This is a genomic window from Streptomyces cavernae, assembly GCF_004023625.1.
In the GTDB taxonomy this organism is placed as follows: Bacteria; Actinomycetota; Actinomycetes; order Streptomycetales; family Streptomycetaceae; genus Streptomyces; species Streptomyces cavernae.
Map to the genome: position 1 here is coordinate 65,668 of NZ_RPDJ01000032.1, position 16,939 is coordinate 82,606.

Genomic DNA, 16,939 nt, shown 5'->3' on the forward strand with positions numbered 1-16,939 from the left:
GCGGTCAGGCCACCGAACCGATACCGCCCACGGGCGTCCGCGCCCCGTCGTGATGGATCGGCGTGTGCGTGCCGGTGAGCGGCACTCCGCTGCCGCCACGCCGTTCGGCGACGATCTCCGCGGCGATGGACAGCGCCGTCTCCTCCGGCGTGCGAGCGCCGAGGTCCAGGCCGATGGGGGACCTGAGACGGGCCAGCTCCAGCTCCGTGACACCGGCTTCGCGCAGCCGTGCGACGCGGTCCCGATGGGTGCGGCGGGAGCCCATGGCGCCCACGTAGGCGACCGGCAGCTTCAGCGCCCGCACCAGCAGCGGCACGTCGAACTTGGCGTCATGGGTGAGCACGCACAGGACCGTGCGGGCGTCGACCCGGGTGCGCTCGAGGTACCGGTGCGGCCAGTCCACGACGATCTCGTCCGCCTCCGGGAAGCGCGCGGCCGTCGCGAAGACCGGGCGGGCGTCGCACACCGTCACGTGGTGGCCGAGGAACTTGCCGACCCGTACCAGCGCCGACGCGAAGTCGATCGCACCGAAGACGATCATGCGGGGTGGCGGGACGGTGGACTCGATCAGCACCGTGAGCGGTGCTCCGCAACGAGAGCCCCGCTCTCCGATCTCCAAGGTGCCCGTGCGACCGGCGTCGAGGAAGGCGCGGGCCTCCTCCGCCGCCGTGCGGTCCAGTTCCGGGTGGGCGCCGAAGCCGCCCTCGTGCGAACCGTCCGCGCGAACCAGCAGGGCACGGCCGAGCAGTTCCGCCGGCCCCGACACGACACGGGCGAGCGCCGCCGTCCCGCCCCGCGCGGCGGCCGCCACCGCCGCCGCGACCACGGGGCGGGCCGTATCGCCGGACCGCACCGGGGTTACCAGGACGTCGATCACCCCGCCGCAGGTCAGCCCCACGGCGAAGGCATCGTCGTCGCTGTAGCCGAAACGTTCGAGGACCGGCTCCCCGTCCTCGAGCGCCTGCCGGCACAGCTCGTAGACCGCGCCCTCGACACAGCCTCCGGAGACCGAGCCGATCGCCGTGCCGTCGCCGTCCACGGCGAGCGCGGCACCCGGGCGGCGCGGCGCGCTGCCGCCGACGGCCACCACGGTGGCCACCGCGAAATCGCGGCGCTCGGCCACCCAGCGGTCCAACTCCTCGGCGATGTCCAGCATCTTGCGCCTCTCCCTGACTTCGCGGATGTGCTGGGCGGACGGTCCCGGAGGGCCAACGCGGTTGTCGCCCCGCCCTCTCCGCCCCACCCGTCCCTCCGTGGGTCTCCGCCCCGGGCCCTCCCCGGGCCTCCGCCCGGGCCCTCCCGGGTCTCCGTTCCGGCCCCTCCCCGGGCCTCCGCCCGGGCCCTCCCGGGTCTCCATTCCGGCCCCTCCGTGGGCCTCCGCCCGGGCCCTCCCGGGTCTCCGTTCCGGCCCCTCCCCGGGCCTCCGCCCGGGCCCTCCCGGGTCTCCATTCCGGCCCCTCCATGGGTCTCCGCCCGGGCCCCTCCGTGGGTCTCCGTTCCGGCCCCTCCGTGGGCCTCCGCCCCGGCCCCCCGGGTCTCCGTTCCGGCCCCTCCGTGGGTCTCCGCCCCGGACCCGGTACGAGGCCAAGCCGCCGGACCACCGCCACGGGGCGAAACCGTCCCCTGAACCCTCGCCGGGGGCCTAGTCCATGAACCTCGCCAGGGGCCCGGCCCGGACCACCGCCAGGGCGCCAAGCCCCCGAACCCGCCAAGGGGCTCCACCCGCGGATCCCGCCAGAGTCCTTTGCCCCCACTCCTCAACCGCCGGAGGAGCCGGCAGGCCCGGCACCCGTCAGGTGCTCCGGCCGCACCGGCGTCCGGTTGAGCTCCAGGCCCGTCGCCGCCCGGATCGCCGCCAGGACGGCCGGGGTCGACGACAGGGTCGGGGCCTCGCCCACTCCGCGCAGACCGTAGGGGGCGTGGGTGTCGGCGAGCTCGAGGACGTCGACCGGGATGGTGGGGGTGTCGAGGATGGTGGGGATCAGGTAGTCCGTGAAGGAGGGGTTCTTCACCTTCGCGGTCACCGGGTCGACCACGATCTCCTCCATGACCGCGACGCCCAGCCCCTGGGTGCTGCCGCCCTGGATCTGGCCCACCACGGACAGCGGGTTGAGCGCCTTGCCGACGTCCTGGGCGCAGGCCAGCTCGATGACCTTGACCAGGCCGAGTTCGGTGTCGACCTCGACGACCGCGCGGTGTGCCGCGAAGCTGTACTGGACGTGGCCGAAGCCCTGGCCGGTGCGCAGGTCGAAGGGTTCGGTCGGCCGGTGCCGCCACTCCCGCTCGACCTCGACGGCCTCGTCCTCCAGCACGTCGACGAGATCGGCCAGCACCTCGCCGCCGTCGGTGACGACCTTGCCCGACTCCAGCAGCAGCTCGGCCGTGGCCCACGCCGGGTGGTACGGGCCGAACCTGCGCCGCCCGATCTCCAGCACCCGCTCCCGGACGAGTTCGCAGGCGTGCTTGACGGCCCCGCCGGTGACATAGGTCTGCCGGGAGGCCGACGTCGAGCCGGCCGAGCCGACCCGGGTGTCGGCGGGCTGGATCGTCACCTGGGTGACGCCCAGCTCGGTGCGGGCGATCTGGGCGTGCACGGTGACCCCGCCCTGGCCGACCTCCGCCATGGCCGTGTGCACGGTGGCCACCGGCTCGCCGCCGACGACCTCCATCCGGACGCGGGCGGTGGAGTAGTCGTCGAAGCCCTCGGAGAAGCCGACGTTCTTGATGCCGACCGCGTACCCCACGCCCCGGACCACGCCCTCGCCGTGCGTGGTGTTGGACAGTCCGCCCGGCAGCTGCCGTACGTCCACGCCCTCGGTGGTCTCCCACTGGCGCTCCGGCGGCATGGGCCGCGCCTTGACGCGGCGCAGCAGTTCGGCGACCGGTGCCGGGGAGTCGACGACCTGTCCGGTCGGCATGACGGCGCCCTGCGCCATGGCGTTGCGCTGCCGGAACTCCACCGGGTCGAGGCCGAGCCTCGCCGCCAGCTTGTCCATCTGGGCCTCGTAGGCGAAGCAGGCCTGTACGGCGCCGAAGCCGCGCATGGCGCCGCAGGGCGGGTTGTTGGTGTAGAGGGCGATCGCCTCGATGTCGACGTCGTCGACGACGTACGGGCCGATGCCGAGCGAGGCGGCGTTGCCGACGACCGCCGGGGAGGAGGAGGCGTAGGCGCCGCCGTCGAGGACGATGCGGCACTTCACGTGCGTGAGCCTGCCGTCGCTGGTGGCGCCGTGCTCGTAGTACAGCTTCGCCGGATGGCGGTGGACATGGCCGAAGAAGGACTCGAAGCGGTTGTAGACGATCTTGACGGGCCTGCCGGTGCGCAGGGCCAGCAGGCAGGCGTGGATCTGCATGGACAGGTCCTCGCGGCCGCCGAAGGCGCCGCCCACTCCGGCCAGGGTCATCCGGACCTTGTCCTCGGGCAGGCCGAGGACGGGCGCGATCTGACGGAGGTCGGCGTGCAGCCACTGCGTGGCGATGTAGAGGTCGACGCCGCCGTCCTCGGCGGGGACCGCGAGCCCCGACTCGGGGCCGAGGAACGCCTGGTCCTGCATGCCGAAGGTGTACTCGCCCTCGACGATCACGTCCGCGCGCCTGCGCGCCTCGGTCACGTTCCCGCGGACGATCGGCTGGCGGTGGACGATGTTGGGGTGCGGGACGTGCGGGGCGTGGGAGTCGCCGCGGTTCTCGTGGAGGACCGGCGCGTCGGGCGCGACGGCCGAGGCCTCGTCGGTGACGACCGGCAGTTCCCGGTACTCGACCCTGATCTTCGCGGCGGCCCTGCGTGCCGTCTCCGGGTGGTCGGCGGCGACCACCGCGACCGGCTCGCCGTGGTGGCGCACCCTGCCGTGGGCGAGGACCGGGGTGTCCTGGATCTCCAGTCCGTAGTGCCGTACCTCGGTGGGCAGGTCGTCGTAGGTCAGCACGGCGTGGACGCCGGGCGTGGCGAGGGCCTCGGCGGTGTCGATCGACACGATCTCGGCGTGCGCGACCGGGGAGCGCAGGATCTGGCCCCACAGCATGTCCTCGTGCCACATGTCGGAGGAGTACGCGAACTCCCCGGTGACCTTCAGGGTGCCGTCGGGACGGAGCGTGGACTCGCCGATGCCGCCCTTGGTGCGGGACCCCTGGGTGATGCCGGCCGGCAGACCCGTCGTGCCCATGGTCAGACTCCCTCGGACTGCCGGGCGGCCGCGAGGCGGACCGCGTCCATGATCTTCTCGTAGCCGGTGCAGCGGCAGAGGTTGCCGGAGAGGGCCTCGCGGATGTCCTCGTCGGTGGGGTTGGGGTTGCGCTGCAGCATGTCGTCCGCGGCGACCAGCAGACCGGGTGTGCAGAACCCGCACTGGACGGCGCCGGCGTCGATGAAGGCCTGTTGGACGGGGGCGAGTTCCCCGCCCTCGCCGAGGCCCTCCACCGTCACGACCTCGCGGCCCTCCGCCTGCCCGGCCGCGACCAGGCAGGAACACACCGGCACACCGTCCAGGCGGACCGTGCAGGAACCGCACTCACCCTGCTCGCAGGCGTTCTTCGAGCCGGGCAGGCCCAGGCGCTCCCTGAGGACATACAGCAGGGACTCGCCCTCCCAGACGTCGTCGGCCTCCTGCGGACGGCCGTTGACCGTGAAACGGACGCGCATTACGCGACCTCTCCCTTCCGGTGTGCGTCGCGGCCCGTGGCGCGGTACGCCTCCCAGGTCCACATCAGGGTGCGGCGGGCCATCACGCCGACCGCGTGGCGGCGGTAGTCGGCGGTGCCCCGGACGTCGTCGATGGGGTTGCAGGCGGCGGCGCTCAGCTCCGCGAACCGCTTGGCGACCGAGGGGGTGATGATCTTCCCGTTGTCCCAGAACCCGCCCCCCTCCAGTGCCGCGTTCAGGAATTCCTCGGCGGTCCGGGCCCGGATCGGGGTGGGCGCGGCGGAGCCGATGCCGGTGCGGACCGTGCGGGTCTCGGGGTGCAGGGCGAGACCGAAGGCGCAGACCGCGATCACCATGGCGTTGCGGGTGCCCACCTTGGAGAACTGCTGCGGGCCGTCGGCCTTCTGGACGCGGACGGCCCGGATCAGCTCGTCGGGGGCGAGCGCGTTGCGCTTGACGCCGGTGTAGAAGTCGTCGATCGGGATGAGCCGGGTGCCGCGCACGGACTCGGCCTCCACCTCCGCGCCGGCGGCGAGCAGCGCCGGGTGGGCGTCGCCGGCCGGGGAGGCGGTGCCGAGGTTGCCGCCGACGCCGCCGCGGTTGCGGATCTGCGGCGAGGCGACGGTGTGCGCGGCGAGCGCGAGGCCCGGAAGTTCGCCGCGCAGGTTCTCCATGATCCTGGTGTAGGGGACCGACGCCCCGAGCCGCACGGCGTCGCCGCCCGGGACGGTGTCCCATGTCTGAAGATCGCCGATCCGGGTGAGGTCGAGGAGGTACTCCGGCCGGCGGTGATCGAAGTTGATCTCGACCATCACGTCGGTGCCGCCCGCGATCGGTACCGCGGAGGGATGCTCGGCCTTCGCGGCGAGCGCCTCCTCCCACGTGGCGGGGCGAAGGAAGTCCATGGGCCGGCTCTCTTCCTCTCCTCGTTCGACGTCGTGCGACGTATGACTGTTTCATCCGATCCAGCAGGGATCGTCCAGGTGTATTCACAGGGGGTGGAGTCAGTACACAGGCGCGCCTCCATCCGGGTCAGTCACCGAAACCATGAAGGAATTGGCTGGCAGAGCGGCACCTCTTGTAGATTCATATGAATCGAGGCCCCCGGAAACCCCGCCGTTTTCTCGCGGAAACCTGGGACACGGCACCCGGTCAGCCAATACACACAACCTCGACTCCTACTACCTCTACCGAACGATGCTTTCGAGAACGGCGGCGACGAGATGCGGCTGCGCGCACTGCTGGACACCGATGCGCTGGGGCTGCGGCTGCTCGGCGGCGAGGACGAGCTGAACCGCACCGTGCGCGGTGTGATGACGACGGATCTGCGGGACCCCAGCCGCTATCTCTCGGGCGGCGAACTGGTGCTCACCGGGCTGGCCTGGCGCCGCGGTCCCGGGGACTCCGAGCCGTTCGTGCGGATCCTCGTGGGCGCCGGGGTGGTGGCGCTGGCGGCCGGCGAGGCGGAGCTCGGGAACGTCCCGGACGATCTGGTGCTGGCCTGCTCCCGGCACCGGCTGCCGCTGTTCGCGGTGCGCGAGGAGGTGTCGTTCGCGACGATCACCGAGCACGTCGTGCGCCAGGTCTCGGGTGAACGGGCCGGGGACCTGGCGGCGGTGGTGGACCGGCACCGGCGGATGATGACCGCCGGGCCCGCGGGCGGCGGACCGGAGGTGGTGCTGGACCTGCTCGGCTCCGATCTCGATCTGCGGGCCTGGGTGCTGTCCCCGGCCGGGCGGATCGTCGCGGGATCGGCCGGGCTACCGGCCGACGTGTGCGCCAAGCTGGCCGCCGAGCATCTGTCGGCGTCCCGCAGCGGACGGCGCGGTCCGCACCGGGTGATGGTGGGGACGACGACGTACTCGCTCTTCCCGGTCCGCGGCGGCGGGCGGCGCGACGTCCGGGAGACGGTGCTGTCGGACTGGCTGCTCGCGGTGGAGGCGGACGCCGGGGACTGGGCGGAGGAACGGCTCGACCTGCTGCACGGGGTGACCCAGCTGATCGCGGTGGAGCGCGAGCGGCGGGACGCGGCGCGCACGGTGCGGCGGCGGCTGGCGCAGGAGGTCCTGGAGCTGGTGCAGGCGGGCGCGGCGTCGGCCGAGGTCGCGGCGCGGCTGCGGGTGGCCGCGCCGGTGCTGCTGCCGGGGCTCGGTGCCGCGCCGCACTGGCAGGTGGTGGTGGGCCGGGTGGAGTGGGACGACGTACCCGGAGCGCCCGCAGGGTCCTCGGCCGAGGGCGGTGCCGGGCGACGGGCGGGAGGGATCGACGGCGGGCCGGTGGCGCAGGCGCTGCTGGAGGAGATCCTCGTCGGCCCGCCGGTGCCCGGCCCCGAGCCGTCGGACCGGGTCGCGGTCGCGCACACCGGTGAGGAGGCGGTCGCGCTCGTAGCCCTGCCGGCGGTGTCCGCGGAGCACGACGGTTCGGAGTCCGGGCTGCTCGCGGAGACGCTGCTGGAGATGGTACGGGCGCCGCTGTCGGCTGGGCTCGACGGGGACGGGCGGGTGACCCTCGGAGTGAGCGCGGCGGTGCACTCGGCGGAGGGGTTGCGCGGGGCGCTGGAGGAGGCCCGGCACGCGCGTCGGGTGGCCGCGGCGCGGCCCGGGCGGGTGTGCGCCGCGGGGCACCAGGAGCTGGCCTCGCACGTGCTGCTCCTGCCCTTCGTCCCGGACGACGTCCGGCGCGCGTTCACGGCCCGTCTCCTCGACCCGCTGCGGGACTACGACCGCCGCCATCGCGCCGAGCTGATCCCCACCCTCGAGGCGTTCCTGGCCTGCGACGGTTCCTGGACGCGCTGCGCCACGCGGCTCCATCTCCACGTCAACACCCTCCGCTACCGCGTGGGCCGTATCGAACAGCTCACGGGCCGGGATCTGTCCCGGCTGGAGGACAAGCTGGATTTCTTCCTGGCGCTGCGGATGAGCTGAGGCCTGGTGGGCACGCCCGAGCGCGGCAACCGGCGCACGCCCTGTCCCCCGAGCATGTGAAAACTTTCACCCAAGCTCTTGGCCGGGCGGAAGGATTCGTGCTGAGATGCGGCCACCACTCAACTGCTCAATGGTGTGCTAGGGGAGGGCAACGTGGCGTATCCCGCCATGTCTGGTACCGGAACCAACGCTGGGAACGATCCGCTCCAGACCGCGGTATGGCGGCTGCGCTCGCGCGCCTGCTGGGCCGACGCTGCGGCGCTGCTCGAACCGAGGGCGGCCGACACCGCGCTGCAACGCGCGGCACTCCTCGTCGAGCGCTGCCTCTACACCGAACAGGGCTGGGAGGACGCCGAGGATGCGCTGCGCACGGCGGAGGCGCTGGCGCAGAGCGACGTCGAGCGGGGTGCCGCGGCCTGTGAGCGCGGACAGCTCGCCTATGCCGCGACCCTGCTGGGCGTACGGGACCGGGCCGACGAGGCGCGGGCCGCGCTGGGCCGGGCCGCCGCGCTGATCGCGCCGAGCGCTCCGGCGCGGGCGCTGCTGGACTACCGGCGCGGACTGCTCGCGGAGAACCTCGCGCGCTCCCCGCAGGCGGCGCGCGCCGCGTACCGCCGCGCGCACGCCGGTGCGACGGCGCACGGCGATCCGCTGCTGCTCTCGTTCACCTGGCGGCATCTCGCGGGACTCGCGCTGCGCGACGGGGAACTCGCGGAGGCCCGGCACGGGTTCGCCGAGTCGCTGCGGATCCGCGAGGAGCTGGGGTATCTGGTCGGCACGGCGCCGGCGCTGGCCTCGCTCGCGGACGCCGAGACCGAGCCGGAGGCGTCCCGGCTGCGAGCCGAGGCGGGGCGGCTGTTCCGGCTGCTGGGAGGCGTACCGAAATGGCTCGCCCAGCAACTGACGACAGCGCCCACGGCACCGCCACCGGCGGTGGGGGCTCCCTGAGCCGGGGAGCGCCGGTACGCGTCCGTTCGCAGGGGTTACGGGTTACGCGCCCGCGAAGTGGCCGCGCACCAGGGCCTGCACCATCGTCAGGTCCTGCGCGGCCAACGCGTCCAGCAGCGCCTTGTGTTGGGCGGCGTCGGCCACCAGGTCGGAGTGGCAGCGGGCGGCCGGGCCTTCGCTCAGCGGCCACTGGGCGCGGCGGTGCAGGTCGTCGGCGATGCGGACCAGTTGCTGGTTGCCGGAGAGGGCGAGCACGGCGCGGTGGAAGGCGCGGTCGGACTCGGCGTAGCGGGCGCGGTCGCCGCCGGCCGCGACCAGTGCCGCGGCCTCGGCCAGCGGCCGCAGTTCCGCCCAGCGCGCGGACGGCACCGTACGGGCCAGGTGCAGCATGACGGGCACCTCGATCAGCGCCCGGATCTCGGCGAGTTCGGCCAGATCGCGGGCGCCGCGCTCGACGACCCGGAACCCCCGGTTGGGCACCACCTCGACCGCGCCTTCGAGGGCGAGTTGCTGCATCGCCTCCCGCACGGGCGTGGCGGACACCCCGAACCGCTCGCCGAGGGCGGGCGCGGAGTACACCTCGCCGGGCACCAACTCGCCGTCCATGAGGGCGGCTCGCAGCGCGTCGACGATCTGCCCACGGATCGACGCGCGTTGAACGGTGGACCGAGCCCGCGGGAGGTGCTCACCGGTCGCCCCGCAGATCGGGGGCTCGCTGTGGGTGTGTTCCCCGCGCGCCTGCGCGGAGTGCGCCGTGCCGTTCGGTTCGTGGCAGCGTCCCGCGTCGTCCCGGGCGCCGGACTGGGCGGGTACGCGTGCCGCTTCCGCGGCCGACGTCGCGGGCGCCCCGGTGGAACCCTGCACGACACGAGGCCTGGCCTGGTCCACTGAAAGGGCTCCCCTCGCTGTTACGCGTTACTTGTGGTCATTGCGTCCGTTGTGACCGTAACCCAAAACCATAGGCTGAAAATGCGGCAGTTCAAACCTGATCACATCAGGTAAGGTAAGCCTTACTTGCCAACTATCGTGAATCGCGGGGTCTTTCGCATGCCCACGACCAGCGCAGGGACCCTCCCCATACCTCGTCCGCGCTCGAGCGGGCCGGCGCGCACGGCCACCTCCCCACTCACCGGCGGGTACGCCCGGCTCACCGAGCTCTATCCCCGGTTCGCGGTCACGGAGCTCACCGCGGGGCGGCCGGCCCCCTCCGGCGGCGACTGGGTGACCGCCGAGGGGCTCGCGGCGGCGGGTCCCGACCTCGACGCGTTCCTCGCCTGGGACGAGGAGCAGGTGCGCCGGGACTACGGGCACCCGGGCCGCCCGGACGTCATCGCCACCTTCGGCCTGCACCGCTACGCCTGGCCGGCCTGCCTGCTGTTCACGGTGCCCTGGTTCCTCGACCGGCGGGTCCCCCGCTTCCCGGTGCGGCAGGTAGCGCACCGGCGCACCGAAGGGCGCTGGGCCGTACGCGTCGGCGCGTTCGCCTGCCTGCCCGACGACCCCGCCGCGACCCTGCCCGGCGCCCGTGTCGTACCGGACGCGGAGGCACTGCGGGCCGAGGTGCGCATAGCCGTCGCCGAGCATCTCGAGCCCGTGCTGCGGGGGTTCGGACCGCGGATGCGGCGCCGGGGGCGGGCCCTGTGGGGCATGGTGACGGACGAAATCGTGGAGAGCCTCTGGTACGCCGCCGGGCTCCTCGGCGAGGAGGAACGGGCCAAGCACGAGTTGTCGTTGCTGCTGCCGGGCACGACCAGTCCGTACGTCGGCTCGGCGGGTTTCCGGGAATTGAAGGGCCCGTGCGGCGAGTTGTTGCCCACTCGTGATCGGGCGAGTTGCTGTCTGTCCTATACGCTGCGCCCTGGCGACCCCGACGAGATGTGCGACACCTGTCCGAGGGCCCTCGACACCGACCGTGTCGCGCGGCTCCTGGCGAGTGGCGCGGCCCGATGAAGGCCGAAACCAACTTGCAACATGCACAACTTCCCCACCAGGCGCAAACACTTTCCGCAACACCACCTGTACGGGTAGTCTAATTCGCACTCAACTTCCGTCCCTCAAGCGGCAGTTCGAGCAGAATGCCGCCCTGCGCAGTCCCTTGCACTCCAATGGCGGCCTCTTGCCCCGAAACCCCCTGAGGGCCCACGGGATTGAGCCACTATGGCGGCCGTTACGCCCTACCGCGATGCAAGGGATCCCTGATGAGACTGACCGACATATCGCTGAACTGGCTGCTTCCGGGCGCCGTACTACTCCTGGGCATGCTGGCGGCGGTTGCGGTGCTCGCGCGCGGCAAGCGCGCCGGGGAGAAGGCGGCGAGCGCCGACGACTCGTGGGAACGCAGTGAGGAACGCCGCAGGCGCAAGGAGGCCCTGTACGGAACCGCCTCCTACGTCCTGCTCTTCTGCTGTGCCGCCGTCGCCGCCGCCCTCTCCTTCCACGGTCTGGTCGGCTTCGGCAAGCAGAACCTCGGTCTCAGCGGCGGCTGGGAGTACCTGGTCCCGTTCGGCCTGGACGGCGCCGCCATGTTCTGCTCGGTGCTCGCCGTCCGTGAGGCCAGCCACGGTGACGCCGCCCTCGGCTCCCGCATACTCGTGTGGACCTTCGCCGGCGCCGCCGCCTGGTTCAACTGGGTCCACGCGCCGCGCGGCGCCGGTCACGCGGGCGCACCGCACTTCTTCGCCGGCATGTCGCTGTCGGCCGCCGTCCTGTTCGACCGCGCGCTGAAGCAGACCCGCCGGGCCGCCCTCCGCGAGCAGGGCCTGGTGCCCCGCCCGCTGCCGCAGATCCGGGTGGTCCGCTGGCTGCGCGCCCCGCGTGAGACCTTCGGCGCCTGGTCGCTGATGCTGCTCGAGGGCGTGCGCACCCTGGACGAGGCCGTCGAGGAGGTCCGCGAGGACAAGCGGCAGAAGGAGATCGCCAGGACGCGCCGGCGCGACCAGCAGAAGCTGGAGCGCGCCCAGCTGCGCGCGATCAGCCGCGGCAACCGCACCGGGCTGATCGGGCACCGGGGCGGCCGGCAGGTCGAGGTTCAGGTGGAACAGGCCGTCGCGCCCGCACAGGCTGCCGCGGAGCCTGCCATAGCGACGAAGGATCCACTGCCCATGCGCGCCGCCCGTCCCTCCCTCACGGCCCTCGGGAGTGGCAGCGCCGGTGAGTCCCGCACGGTGGATCTGACCGCCGAGGACGACACGATGGCGCTGCCGCGGCTGGACTCCCTGGAGCAGAAGCTCAAGGATCTCGAGCAGCAGTTCGGCTGAGTCCGGGCGAGTTGTTCGGCCCCACTGGGCCGAACCGACCGGCAGCCATCCGGGGGTGCGGTGAACTACGCCGCACCCCCGTTCAGTTCGAACCACACCGACTTGCCCACCGCGTGCGGCCGCACACCCCAGGCGTCCGCGAGGGACTGCACCAGCAGCAGCCCGCGGCCATGGGTGCTCTCGTCCGCGCCCGGCACCCGCACCGTGGGGCTGCGGGCGGTGAAGTCCCGTACCTCCACGTGGAGTCCGTCCGGTTCCACGGTGGCCGTGAACACCGCGTCACGGTCGGTGTGCACCAGAGCGTTGGTGACGAGTTCGCTGGTGAGCAGTTCCGCTATCTCCGACCGGTCCGGCCTTCCCCACTGTCGCAGGAGTTCGCGCAGGGCCCGGCGAACCTCGGACACGGCCCGGAGATCGGATCGCCCGAGTCGGCGCCTGAGCTGTGGGAAGTCCTGCTGGTCCGTCGTGGTCTCGGCCGTCTCTTCCGGTGCGTTCGCCGAGGTGGCTCCCATCGTCATGGGACCGCCTCGCCGTGCCTGCCTCGTCATGACCCCCGCCCGTGTGTCGATTCTCGTTTCCCCCGGCTCGAACACGTTCACGGGATGCATGCCCCGCCCTGATCGGAGCACTCATGTGGAAGCGTCAATCAGCCATCGGGGCGAGAAAGAGGCGAGAAAGTCGTCTCGAGGGGCGCCCCAGGTGGCGTCTCGAAGGCGTCTCGAGAAACGTCCGGAGATCTGTCCCGAACGAGTCCTGAGGGAATCTCAAGGGCTAGGCCCTGTCGTCAAATTCCCGTCTGCCGCGCGACGCCATGCACGCTCCCCCAAGCTCTCCGAGCAGGGGGGAGTGCCGGGCGTCGCGACGGGGCGAACGTTGTCTGTTGCGGCACTAGGCCTCCCAGACGGCGGCGGCCGTGCGGTCGTCGGCGTAGCCCTTCACCCGGACCTGGGTGTCCGCGAGGAACTCGGCGAGACCCGGAGCGGGGCTGCCGGACCAGCGGGCCGTCAGCAGATCGGCGAGGCGCTGTTCCCCGCGCAGCGGATCGGCGAGGCCGCCGCTGCACAACAGCAGGGTGTCGCCCGGGCGTGCCACCGAGGCACGGAACCGGAAGGGTTCCCGCGGCGGTTCCGGCGCGGGCTCGTACGGGCTCGGAGGCGTCGTGATGCCGAGGTCCATGGTGAGGCGGTCGCCCTCGGGGGTCTCGTGCGGCAACGAGCCGAAGCCGACGACGGGTTCGCCCGCGGCATCCTTGACGCGCGGTTCGATGTCCTGCCACTCGCCGTCGCGCAGCCGGAACAGTCCGCCGGGGCCCACGCCGAAGAAGACGCGGGTACGGCACTCCGGGTCGGCCGGGAGCAGCAGGCAGCGCAGGCCGGCGGTGTACTCCTCGGGCGGTAGGCCCTGTTCGGCGGCGCTGGCACGGAGTTTGCCGAGGCTGCGGTCGGTGAGGCGGTGCAGGCCCGACTTCAACTCGCCGCGGCGCGCGGCGCGGATGTCCTCGACGAGCCGTGCGTGGCTGCGGCCGACGGCCCGGCCGATCCACCGGCAGGCCTCGGCGGCGGCCCGGTGCGCGCCCGGGGTGGCGCGGGCGCCGGTGGCCATGGCGACCAGCACCAGCGCGTCCTCGCCGCTGCCGAAACGGGCGGTGAGCAGGGAGTCCCGACGGGGCTCGCCCCGGTAGCGGGCCGAGTCCCCGCGTACGGACACGGCGCGCAGGGTGCACGCCCCGTACCGGGCGCCGTCCAGCACGGTGTCCGCCATGAGGTCGTCGAGGTCGTCCGGATCGGCGGGCGGGAGGGCGGTGGGCTCGGCGTCGTACGTGGGCGGCCCGTCGCCCACGTAGTCGGCGGACGCGTCGTCACGCGCCGACCGGACTGGACTCCGCACCGCGGTCCGCGCACCGTCCGGCACGGCCGAGGGCCCGTCAGTCGGCGGCTCGGCGAACGCGGGGGCCTCACCGCCGGACCCCCCGGCCCGCCCGGAGCCCCCGGAAACGCCGGACCTTTCGGCAAGCCCCGAAACCCCGGCCCCCGCACGCCCGGAGACCCGGGAAGCCCTGGAACTCCCGGCCCCGGAACCCCCAGCAAGCCCAGAGCCCTCCGACACCCCGGAACCGCCTGCAAGCCCGGAATCCCCCGACCCCCCGGAGAACGGGCCGCCACCGGAAACCGTGGGTTCCGCCGGGGCGCCCGGCGGGACCGCCCCGGCCCGGGAATCCGGCGGGGCGGACTCCGCGCGGTAGCCCGGCGGTTTGGGGCCCGGAGGGAAGCTCACGGGCCCGCGCGGGTGCTCGTCCGGGGGTTCCCAGGGGGCGGGTTGGCGTTCCAGTCCGCTGCGCCGGAGCGTACGCTCCCGCCGACGGCGGTCCTGCTCCAGCTCGTCCTCGTACGACCCGCGTCCCGCACCCGCGCCCGCACTCGCACTCGCACTCGCGAGGGGCTCCGCCGCCGTGCCCCCGCGGTCGGCGTCGGCCTCCGGGCCGGGAGCCGCGGCGGGCGACCTCGGGGTGAAACCGTGCCAGGCGAAGTTCGAGTCGGAAGGGGCGGATCCGGCAGCGGGACGGTCCGGGCCCGTTGCCGGGGGCACCCCCTGACGCGCGGTCGGCGCGGCCGGAGTCGACCGCAGTGCCGCAGCAGCGGCACCGGGATCGATCGAGCCCGGATCATTCAAGCGGCGATCGCTCAGGCCAGAATTATTCGAGCCCCGATCGGCCCGGCCAGAATCATTCGAGCGGCGATCGTTCAACCCCCGGCCGCTCAAGCCCCGATCGTTCAGGTCGCGGTCGGTCAAGCCCTCCCCACCCGACACCCCCGCCGCCGACGCGAAGCGATCGTCGAGGGAATCGGCCACCGGTGCGGGGCCCGTGTCGTCGGTGGGGTCGTCGTACAACTGCCGCCACCAGTCGTCCTCGTGACCGGTGGGCCTCTCCCCCTGCTGGCTCATGCCCCTTATTGTCCACCGCACGGGCCGTACGAAAACGGGGCATCCGGAAAACCGGCCACCGTTGCCACCCCTCGAGCGCCCTGCCGAGCGCCCCCCGCGCAACGCTTCTGCCCAGGGCGCCCGTAACTCTCCCGCAACTGCCTCGCAGCTCCCCTGCGACTCCCCCGCGACGACATAGCCTCCGCCCTGTCACCGCTCTTCGACCCCGAGGTGACACCTCGTTGGCAGAGTGGCGGGTGGTGCGGGAATGATGGGTGAGAACGGGTTCACGCCGTGGCCGTTCTCCGCCGCGGACCACCGGAAGCCCGGGGAAGGGCAGTGGTCGAATGCTGGCAGCGCTAGGTCTGGACGAGACGCACGAGGCGGCGTACCGCGCACTGGTGGCGCTGGGCGCCGCCGACGTGCCCGATCTCGCGCGCCGGCTCACGCTCGGCGAGTACGACACCGAGCGCACGCTGCGCGGCCTGGAACAGCACGGGCTCGCGGCGCGGTCGTCGTCGCGCCCCGGCCGCTGGGTCGCCGCTCCGCCGGACGCCGCGCTCGGCGCGCTGCTCGCCCAGCAGCGCCACGACCTGGAGCAGGCGGAACGGACGGTCGCCCGGCTGACCGAGGAGTACCGCGCCCGTGCCATCGAGCCGGATGTGCACGACCTGGTCGAGGTGGTGACCGGTACGGCGGCCATCGCCCAGCGGTTCCTCCAGCTCCAGCTCACCGCGGACAAGGAGGTGTGCGCCCTGGTCACCGGCGTCCCGCTCGCCGTGTCCGCGCTGGACAACCACGCCGAGGAACAGGCCGTGGCCCGCGGAGTGCACTACCGCGTGGTCGTCGAGCGGGCTGTCCTGAACCGCCCCACCGGCATGGTCGAGCTGTCGGCCGCGCTGGGTCGCGAGGAGCAGGTCCGGGTCGTCGACGCCGTACCCACCAAATTGGTGATCGCCGACGGCACACTGGCCATGCTGCCGCTGGCCTCCCGCTCCGCGCGGCCCGCGGCGCTGGTGGTGCACGCCAGCGGGCTGCTGGAGACGCTGGCGGGACTCTTCGAGGCGGTGTGGCGGGAGGCGCTGCCGCTGCGGCTCGACGCGGCCGGCGTGGTCGGCGAGCAGCGGCCGGACGGGCCCGACTCCACCGACCTGGAGATACTCTCCCTGCTGCTGGCGGGCCTCACCGACGCGAGCGTCGCCAAACAACTCGACCTCGGGCTGCGCACCGTGCAACGCCGGGTGAAGCGGCTGATGGAGCTGACCGGGGTGACGACACGGCTCCAGCTCGGCTGGCACGCGTATGAACGCGGCTGGGTGGCGCGGGAGCGCCCGTCAACGGCCGGTTGACCCAACAGCAGCAGCCCACAGCAGCCCACGCGACACCCCACAGCGGCACCACGCCCCGGATCCCCGGCAGCACCCGGCCCCACTACTCGCAGCAGCACCTCGGCCCAGTACCCGCAGCAGCACGCCGAATCGACCGGCACCCGGGCCTCCGCACCCGGGCCGCGCCGCCCGCCGCAGCCCGCCGCAGCCGCCCGCAGCGCGCCGCCCGCCGCACTCTGAGGCCCGAAAACCCCCACCGGCGGACCGGCGGGCAGGCGCCACAGGGCGGGCACGCGAACCTGCGCGCTCCCCGCCGCTCCGGCACCCTTGACCCCATGGGAGTGTGGGAGCTCCTGCTGGTGGGAGTAGTGATGCTGCTCGGCCTGAGCGGGGTGCTGGTGCCCGGCGTGCCGGGGTCGTGGCTGGTGTGGGCCGCGGTCGCCTGGTGGGCGCTGGAGGACCAGTCGGGGCTCTCGTGGGTGGTGCTGGTCAGCGCCACCGGCGTGCTGCTCCTCTCCCTGGCCGTGCGCTGGCAGCTGCCGCCACGCCGGCTGAGGGAGAGCGGGGCCACGCCGCGGATGGGCGTGTACGCGGGACTGGGCGCACTGATCGGGTTCGTCGTCGTGCCGGTGCTCGGAGCGATCCCCGGGTTCGTGGGCGGGATCTATCTGTCGGAGCGGCTGCGGCTGGGCAGCCACCGAGCGGCCCGGGCGGCGGTGCGGACAGCGATGCGAGCCGGCGGCTGGAGCGTGCTGACCGAACTCTTCGCCTGCCTGCTGATCGCGGGGGCCTGGTCCGGGGCTGTTATCTGGGGCTGACCCCCCACCAAACACATCGGATCTCTCCCGACTTGTTGACGATCTCCCGCGCCAACCCTACCTTGCGGCTTTGGATAGCTCCGATGAATCGTCGATAGCGGTG

Annotated in this window: 13 protein-coding genes; 6 read left to right on the forward strand and 7 right to left on the reverse strand. The window is 73.1% G+C overall.

Going from position 1 to position 16,939, the window contains the following annotated elements; all coding sequences use genetic code 11:
• Positions 1 to 4: 4 nt before the first annotated feature.
• The 4 genes from EF387_RS34725 to EF387_RS34740 all read right to left on the reverse strand — a co-directional run bounded on the left by EF387_RS34725 (position 5) and on the right by EF387_RS34740 (position 5,544).
• The gene (locus tag EF387_RS34725) at positions 5 to 1,156 is read right to left on the reverse strand and encodes an XdhC family protein (protein WP_128380572.1); all 1,152 of its coding nucleotides are present in this window, start codon (positions 1,154 to 1,156) and stop codon (positions 5 to 7) included.
• Positions 1,157 to 1,757: 601 nt separating this feature from the next.
• Positions 1,758 to 4,163, reverse strand: coding sequence for a xanthine dehydrogenase subunit D (gene pucD / locus EF387_RS34730; RefSeq protein WP_128380573.1), 2,406 nt, complete (start codon positions 4,161 to 4,163; stop codon positions 1,758 to 1,760).
• A 2-nt stretch (positions 4,164 to 4,165) separates the two neighbouring features.
• On the reverse strand, positions 4,166 to 4,639 hold the full coding sequence (locus EF387_RS34735; protein ID WP_128380574.1) for a (2Fe-2S)-binding protein: 474 nt from the start codon (positions 4,637 to 4,639) through the stop codon (positions 4,166 to 4,168).
• Positions 4,639 to 5,544 carry an FAD binding domain-containing protein gene (locus EF387_RS34740; protein ID WP_128380575.1) on the reverse strand — a complete coding sequence of 302 codons (906 nt, stop codon included), beginning with the start codon at positions 5,542 to 5,544 and terminating at the stop codon, positions 4,639 to 4,641. The genes EF387_RS34735 and EF387_RS34740 overlap by 1 nt, the downstream gene beginning before the upstream one ends.
• Positions 5,545 to 5,862: 318 nt before the next feature.
• On the opposite strand from EF387_RS34740, the gene EF387_RS34745 reads away from it, so the two are divergent.
• Both EF387_RS34745 and EF387_RS34750 read left to right on the forward strand, forming a co-directional pair.
• Positions 5,863 to 7,563 (forward strand): PucR family transcriptional regulator, encoded by a 1,701-nt coding sequence (locus EF387_RS34745; RefSeq protein ID WP_128380576.1) that lies wholly within the window; start codon positions 5,863 to 5,865, stop codon positions 7,561 to 7,563.
• A 168-nt stretch (positions 7,564 to 7,731) separates the two neighbouring features.
• Complete coding sequence (locus EF387_RS34750; protein WP_202918459.1) at positions 7,732 to 8,511, forward strand: hypothetical protein; 780 nt, start codon at positions 7,732 to 7,734, stop codon at positions 8,509 to 8,511.
• 42 nt (positions 8,512 to 8,553) lie between these two features.
• On the opposite strand, the gene EF387_RS34755 is transcribed toward EF387_RS34750, so the two are convergent.
• Positions 8,554 to 9,399 (reverse strand): GntR family transcriptional regulator, encoded by an 846-nt coding sequence (locus EF387_RS34755; RefSeq protein ID WP_128380578.1) that lies wholly within the window; start codon positions 9,397 to 9,399, stop codon positions 8,554 to 8,556.
• A gap of 159 nt (positions 9,400 to 9,558) precedes the next feature.
• On the opposite strand from EF387_RS34755, the gene EF387_RS34760 reads away from it, so the two are divergent.
• Both EF387_RS34760 and EF387_RS34765 read left to right on the forward strand, forming a co-directional pair.
• Positions 9,559 to 10,461, forward strand: a complete 903-nt coding sequence (locus tag EF387_RS34760) for a (2Fe-2S)-binding protein (RefSeq protein ID WP_128380579.1) — start codon at positions 9,559 to 9,561, stop codon at positions 10,459 to 10,461.
• A gap of 248 nt (positions 10,462 to 10,709) precedes the next feature.
• Positions 10,710 to 11,768 carry a DUF2637 domain-containing protein gene (locus tag EF387_RS34765; RefSeq protein ID WP_128380580.1) on the forward strand — a complete coding sequence of 353 codons (1,059 nt, stop codon included), beginning with the start codon at positions 10,710 to 10,712 and terminating at the stop codon, positions 11,766 to 11,768.
• A 65-nt stretch (positions 11,769 to 11,833) separates the two neighbouring features.
• On the opposite strand, the gene EF387_RS34770 is transcribed toward EF387_RS34765, so the two are convergent.
• Together EF387_RS34770 and EF387_RS48730 are read right to left on the reverse strand one after the other, a co-directional pair.
• Positions 11,834 to 12,280 (reverse strand): ATP-binding protein, encoded by a 447-nt coding sequence (locus EF387_RS34770; RefSeq protein ID WP_420802655.1) that lies wholly within the window; start codon positions 12,278 to 12,280, stop codon positions 11,834 to 11,836.
• A 376-nt stretch (positions 12,281 to 12,656) separates the two neighbouring features.
• Positions 12,657 to 13,655, reverse strand: a complete 999-nt coding sequence (locus EF387_RS48730) for a protein phosphatase 2C domain-containing protein (protein ID WP_420802652.1) — start codon at positions 13,653 to 13,655, stop codon at positions 12,657 to 12,659.
• A 1,382-nt stretch (positions 13,656 to 15,037) separates the two neighbouring features.
• On the opposite strand from EF387_RS48730, the gene EF387_RS34780 reads away from it, so the two are divergent.
• Positions 15,038 to 16,039 carry a helix-turn-helix transcriptional regulator gene (locus EF387_RS34780; RefSeq protein ID WP_128380583.1) on the forward strand — a complete coding sequence of 334 codons (1,002 nt, stop codon included), beginning with the start codon at positions 15,038 to 15,040 and terminating at the stop codon, positions 16,037 to 16,039.
• Between the two features lie 314 nt (positions 16,040 to 16,353).
• Positions 16,354 to 16,836 carry a DUF456 domain-containing protein gene (locus EF387_RS34785; protein ID WP_128380584.1) on the forward strand — a complete coding sequence of 161 codons (483 nt, stop codon included), beginning with the start codon at positions 16,354 to 16,356 and terminating at the stop codon, positions 16,834 to 16,836.
• Positions 16,837 to 16,939 lie beyond the last annotated feature (103 nt).

Excerpts from the sequence above, each read along its gene's own strand:
- EF387_RS34740 (WP_128380575.1), bottom strand. The coding sequence starts at position 5,544 with ATGGACTTCCTTCGCCCCGCCACGTGGGAGGAGGCGCTCGCCGCGAAG.
- EF387_RS34750 (WP_202918459.1), top strand. The coding sequence starts at position 7,732 with ATGTCTGGTACCGGAACCAACGCTGGGAACGATCCGCTCCAGACCGCG.
- EF387_RS34725 (WP_128380572.1), bottom strand. The coding sequence starts at position 1,156 with ATGCTGGACATCGCCGAGGAGTTGGACCGCTGGGTGGCCGAGCGCCGC.
- EF387_RS34785 (WP_128380584.1), top strand. The coding sequence starts at position 16,354 with ATGGGAGTGTGGGAGCTCCTGCTGGTGGGAGTAGTGATGCTGCTCGGC.
- EF387_RS34765 (WP_128380580.1), top strand. The coding sequence starts at position 10,710 with ATGAGACTGACCGACATATCGCTGAACTGGCTGCTTCCGGGCGCCGTA.
- EF387_RS34745 (WP_128380576.1), top strand. The coding sequence starts at position 5,863 with ATGCGGCTGCGCGCACTGCTGGACACCGATGCGCTGGGGCTGCGGCTG.
- EF387_RS34735 (WP_128380574.1), bottom strand. The coding sequence starts at position 4,639 with ATGCGCGTCCGTTTCACGGTCAACGGCCGTCCGCAGGAGGCCGACGAC.
- EF387_RS34770 (WP_420802655.1), bottom strand. The coding sequence starts at position 12,280 with ATGGGAGCCACCTCGGCGAACGCACCGGAAGAGACGGCCGAGACCACG.
- EF387_RS34780 (WP_128380583.1), top strand. The coding sequence starts at position 15,038 with ATGCTGGCAGCGCTAGGTCTGGACGAGACGCACGAGGCGGCGTACCGC.
- EF387_RS34760 (WP_128380579.1), top strand. The coding sequence starts at position 9,559 with ATGCCCACGACCAGCGCAGGGACCCTCCCCATACCTCGTCCGCGCTCG.
- pucD (WP_128380573.1), bottom strand. The coding sequence starts at position 4,163 with ATGGGCACGACGGGTCTGCCGGCCGGCATCACCCAGGGGTCCCGCACC.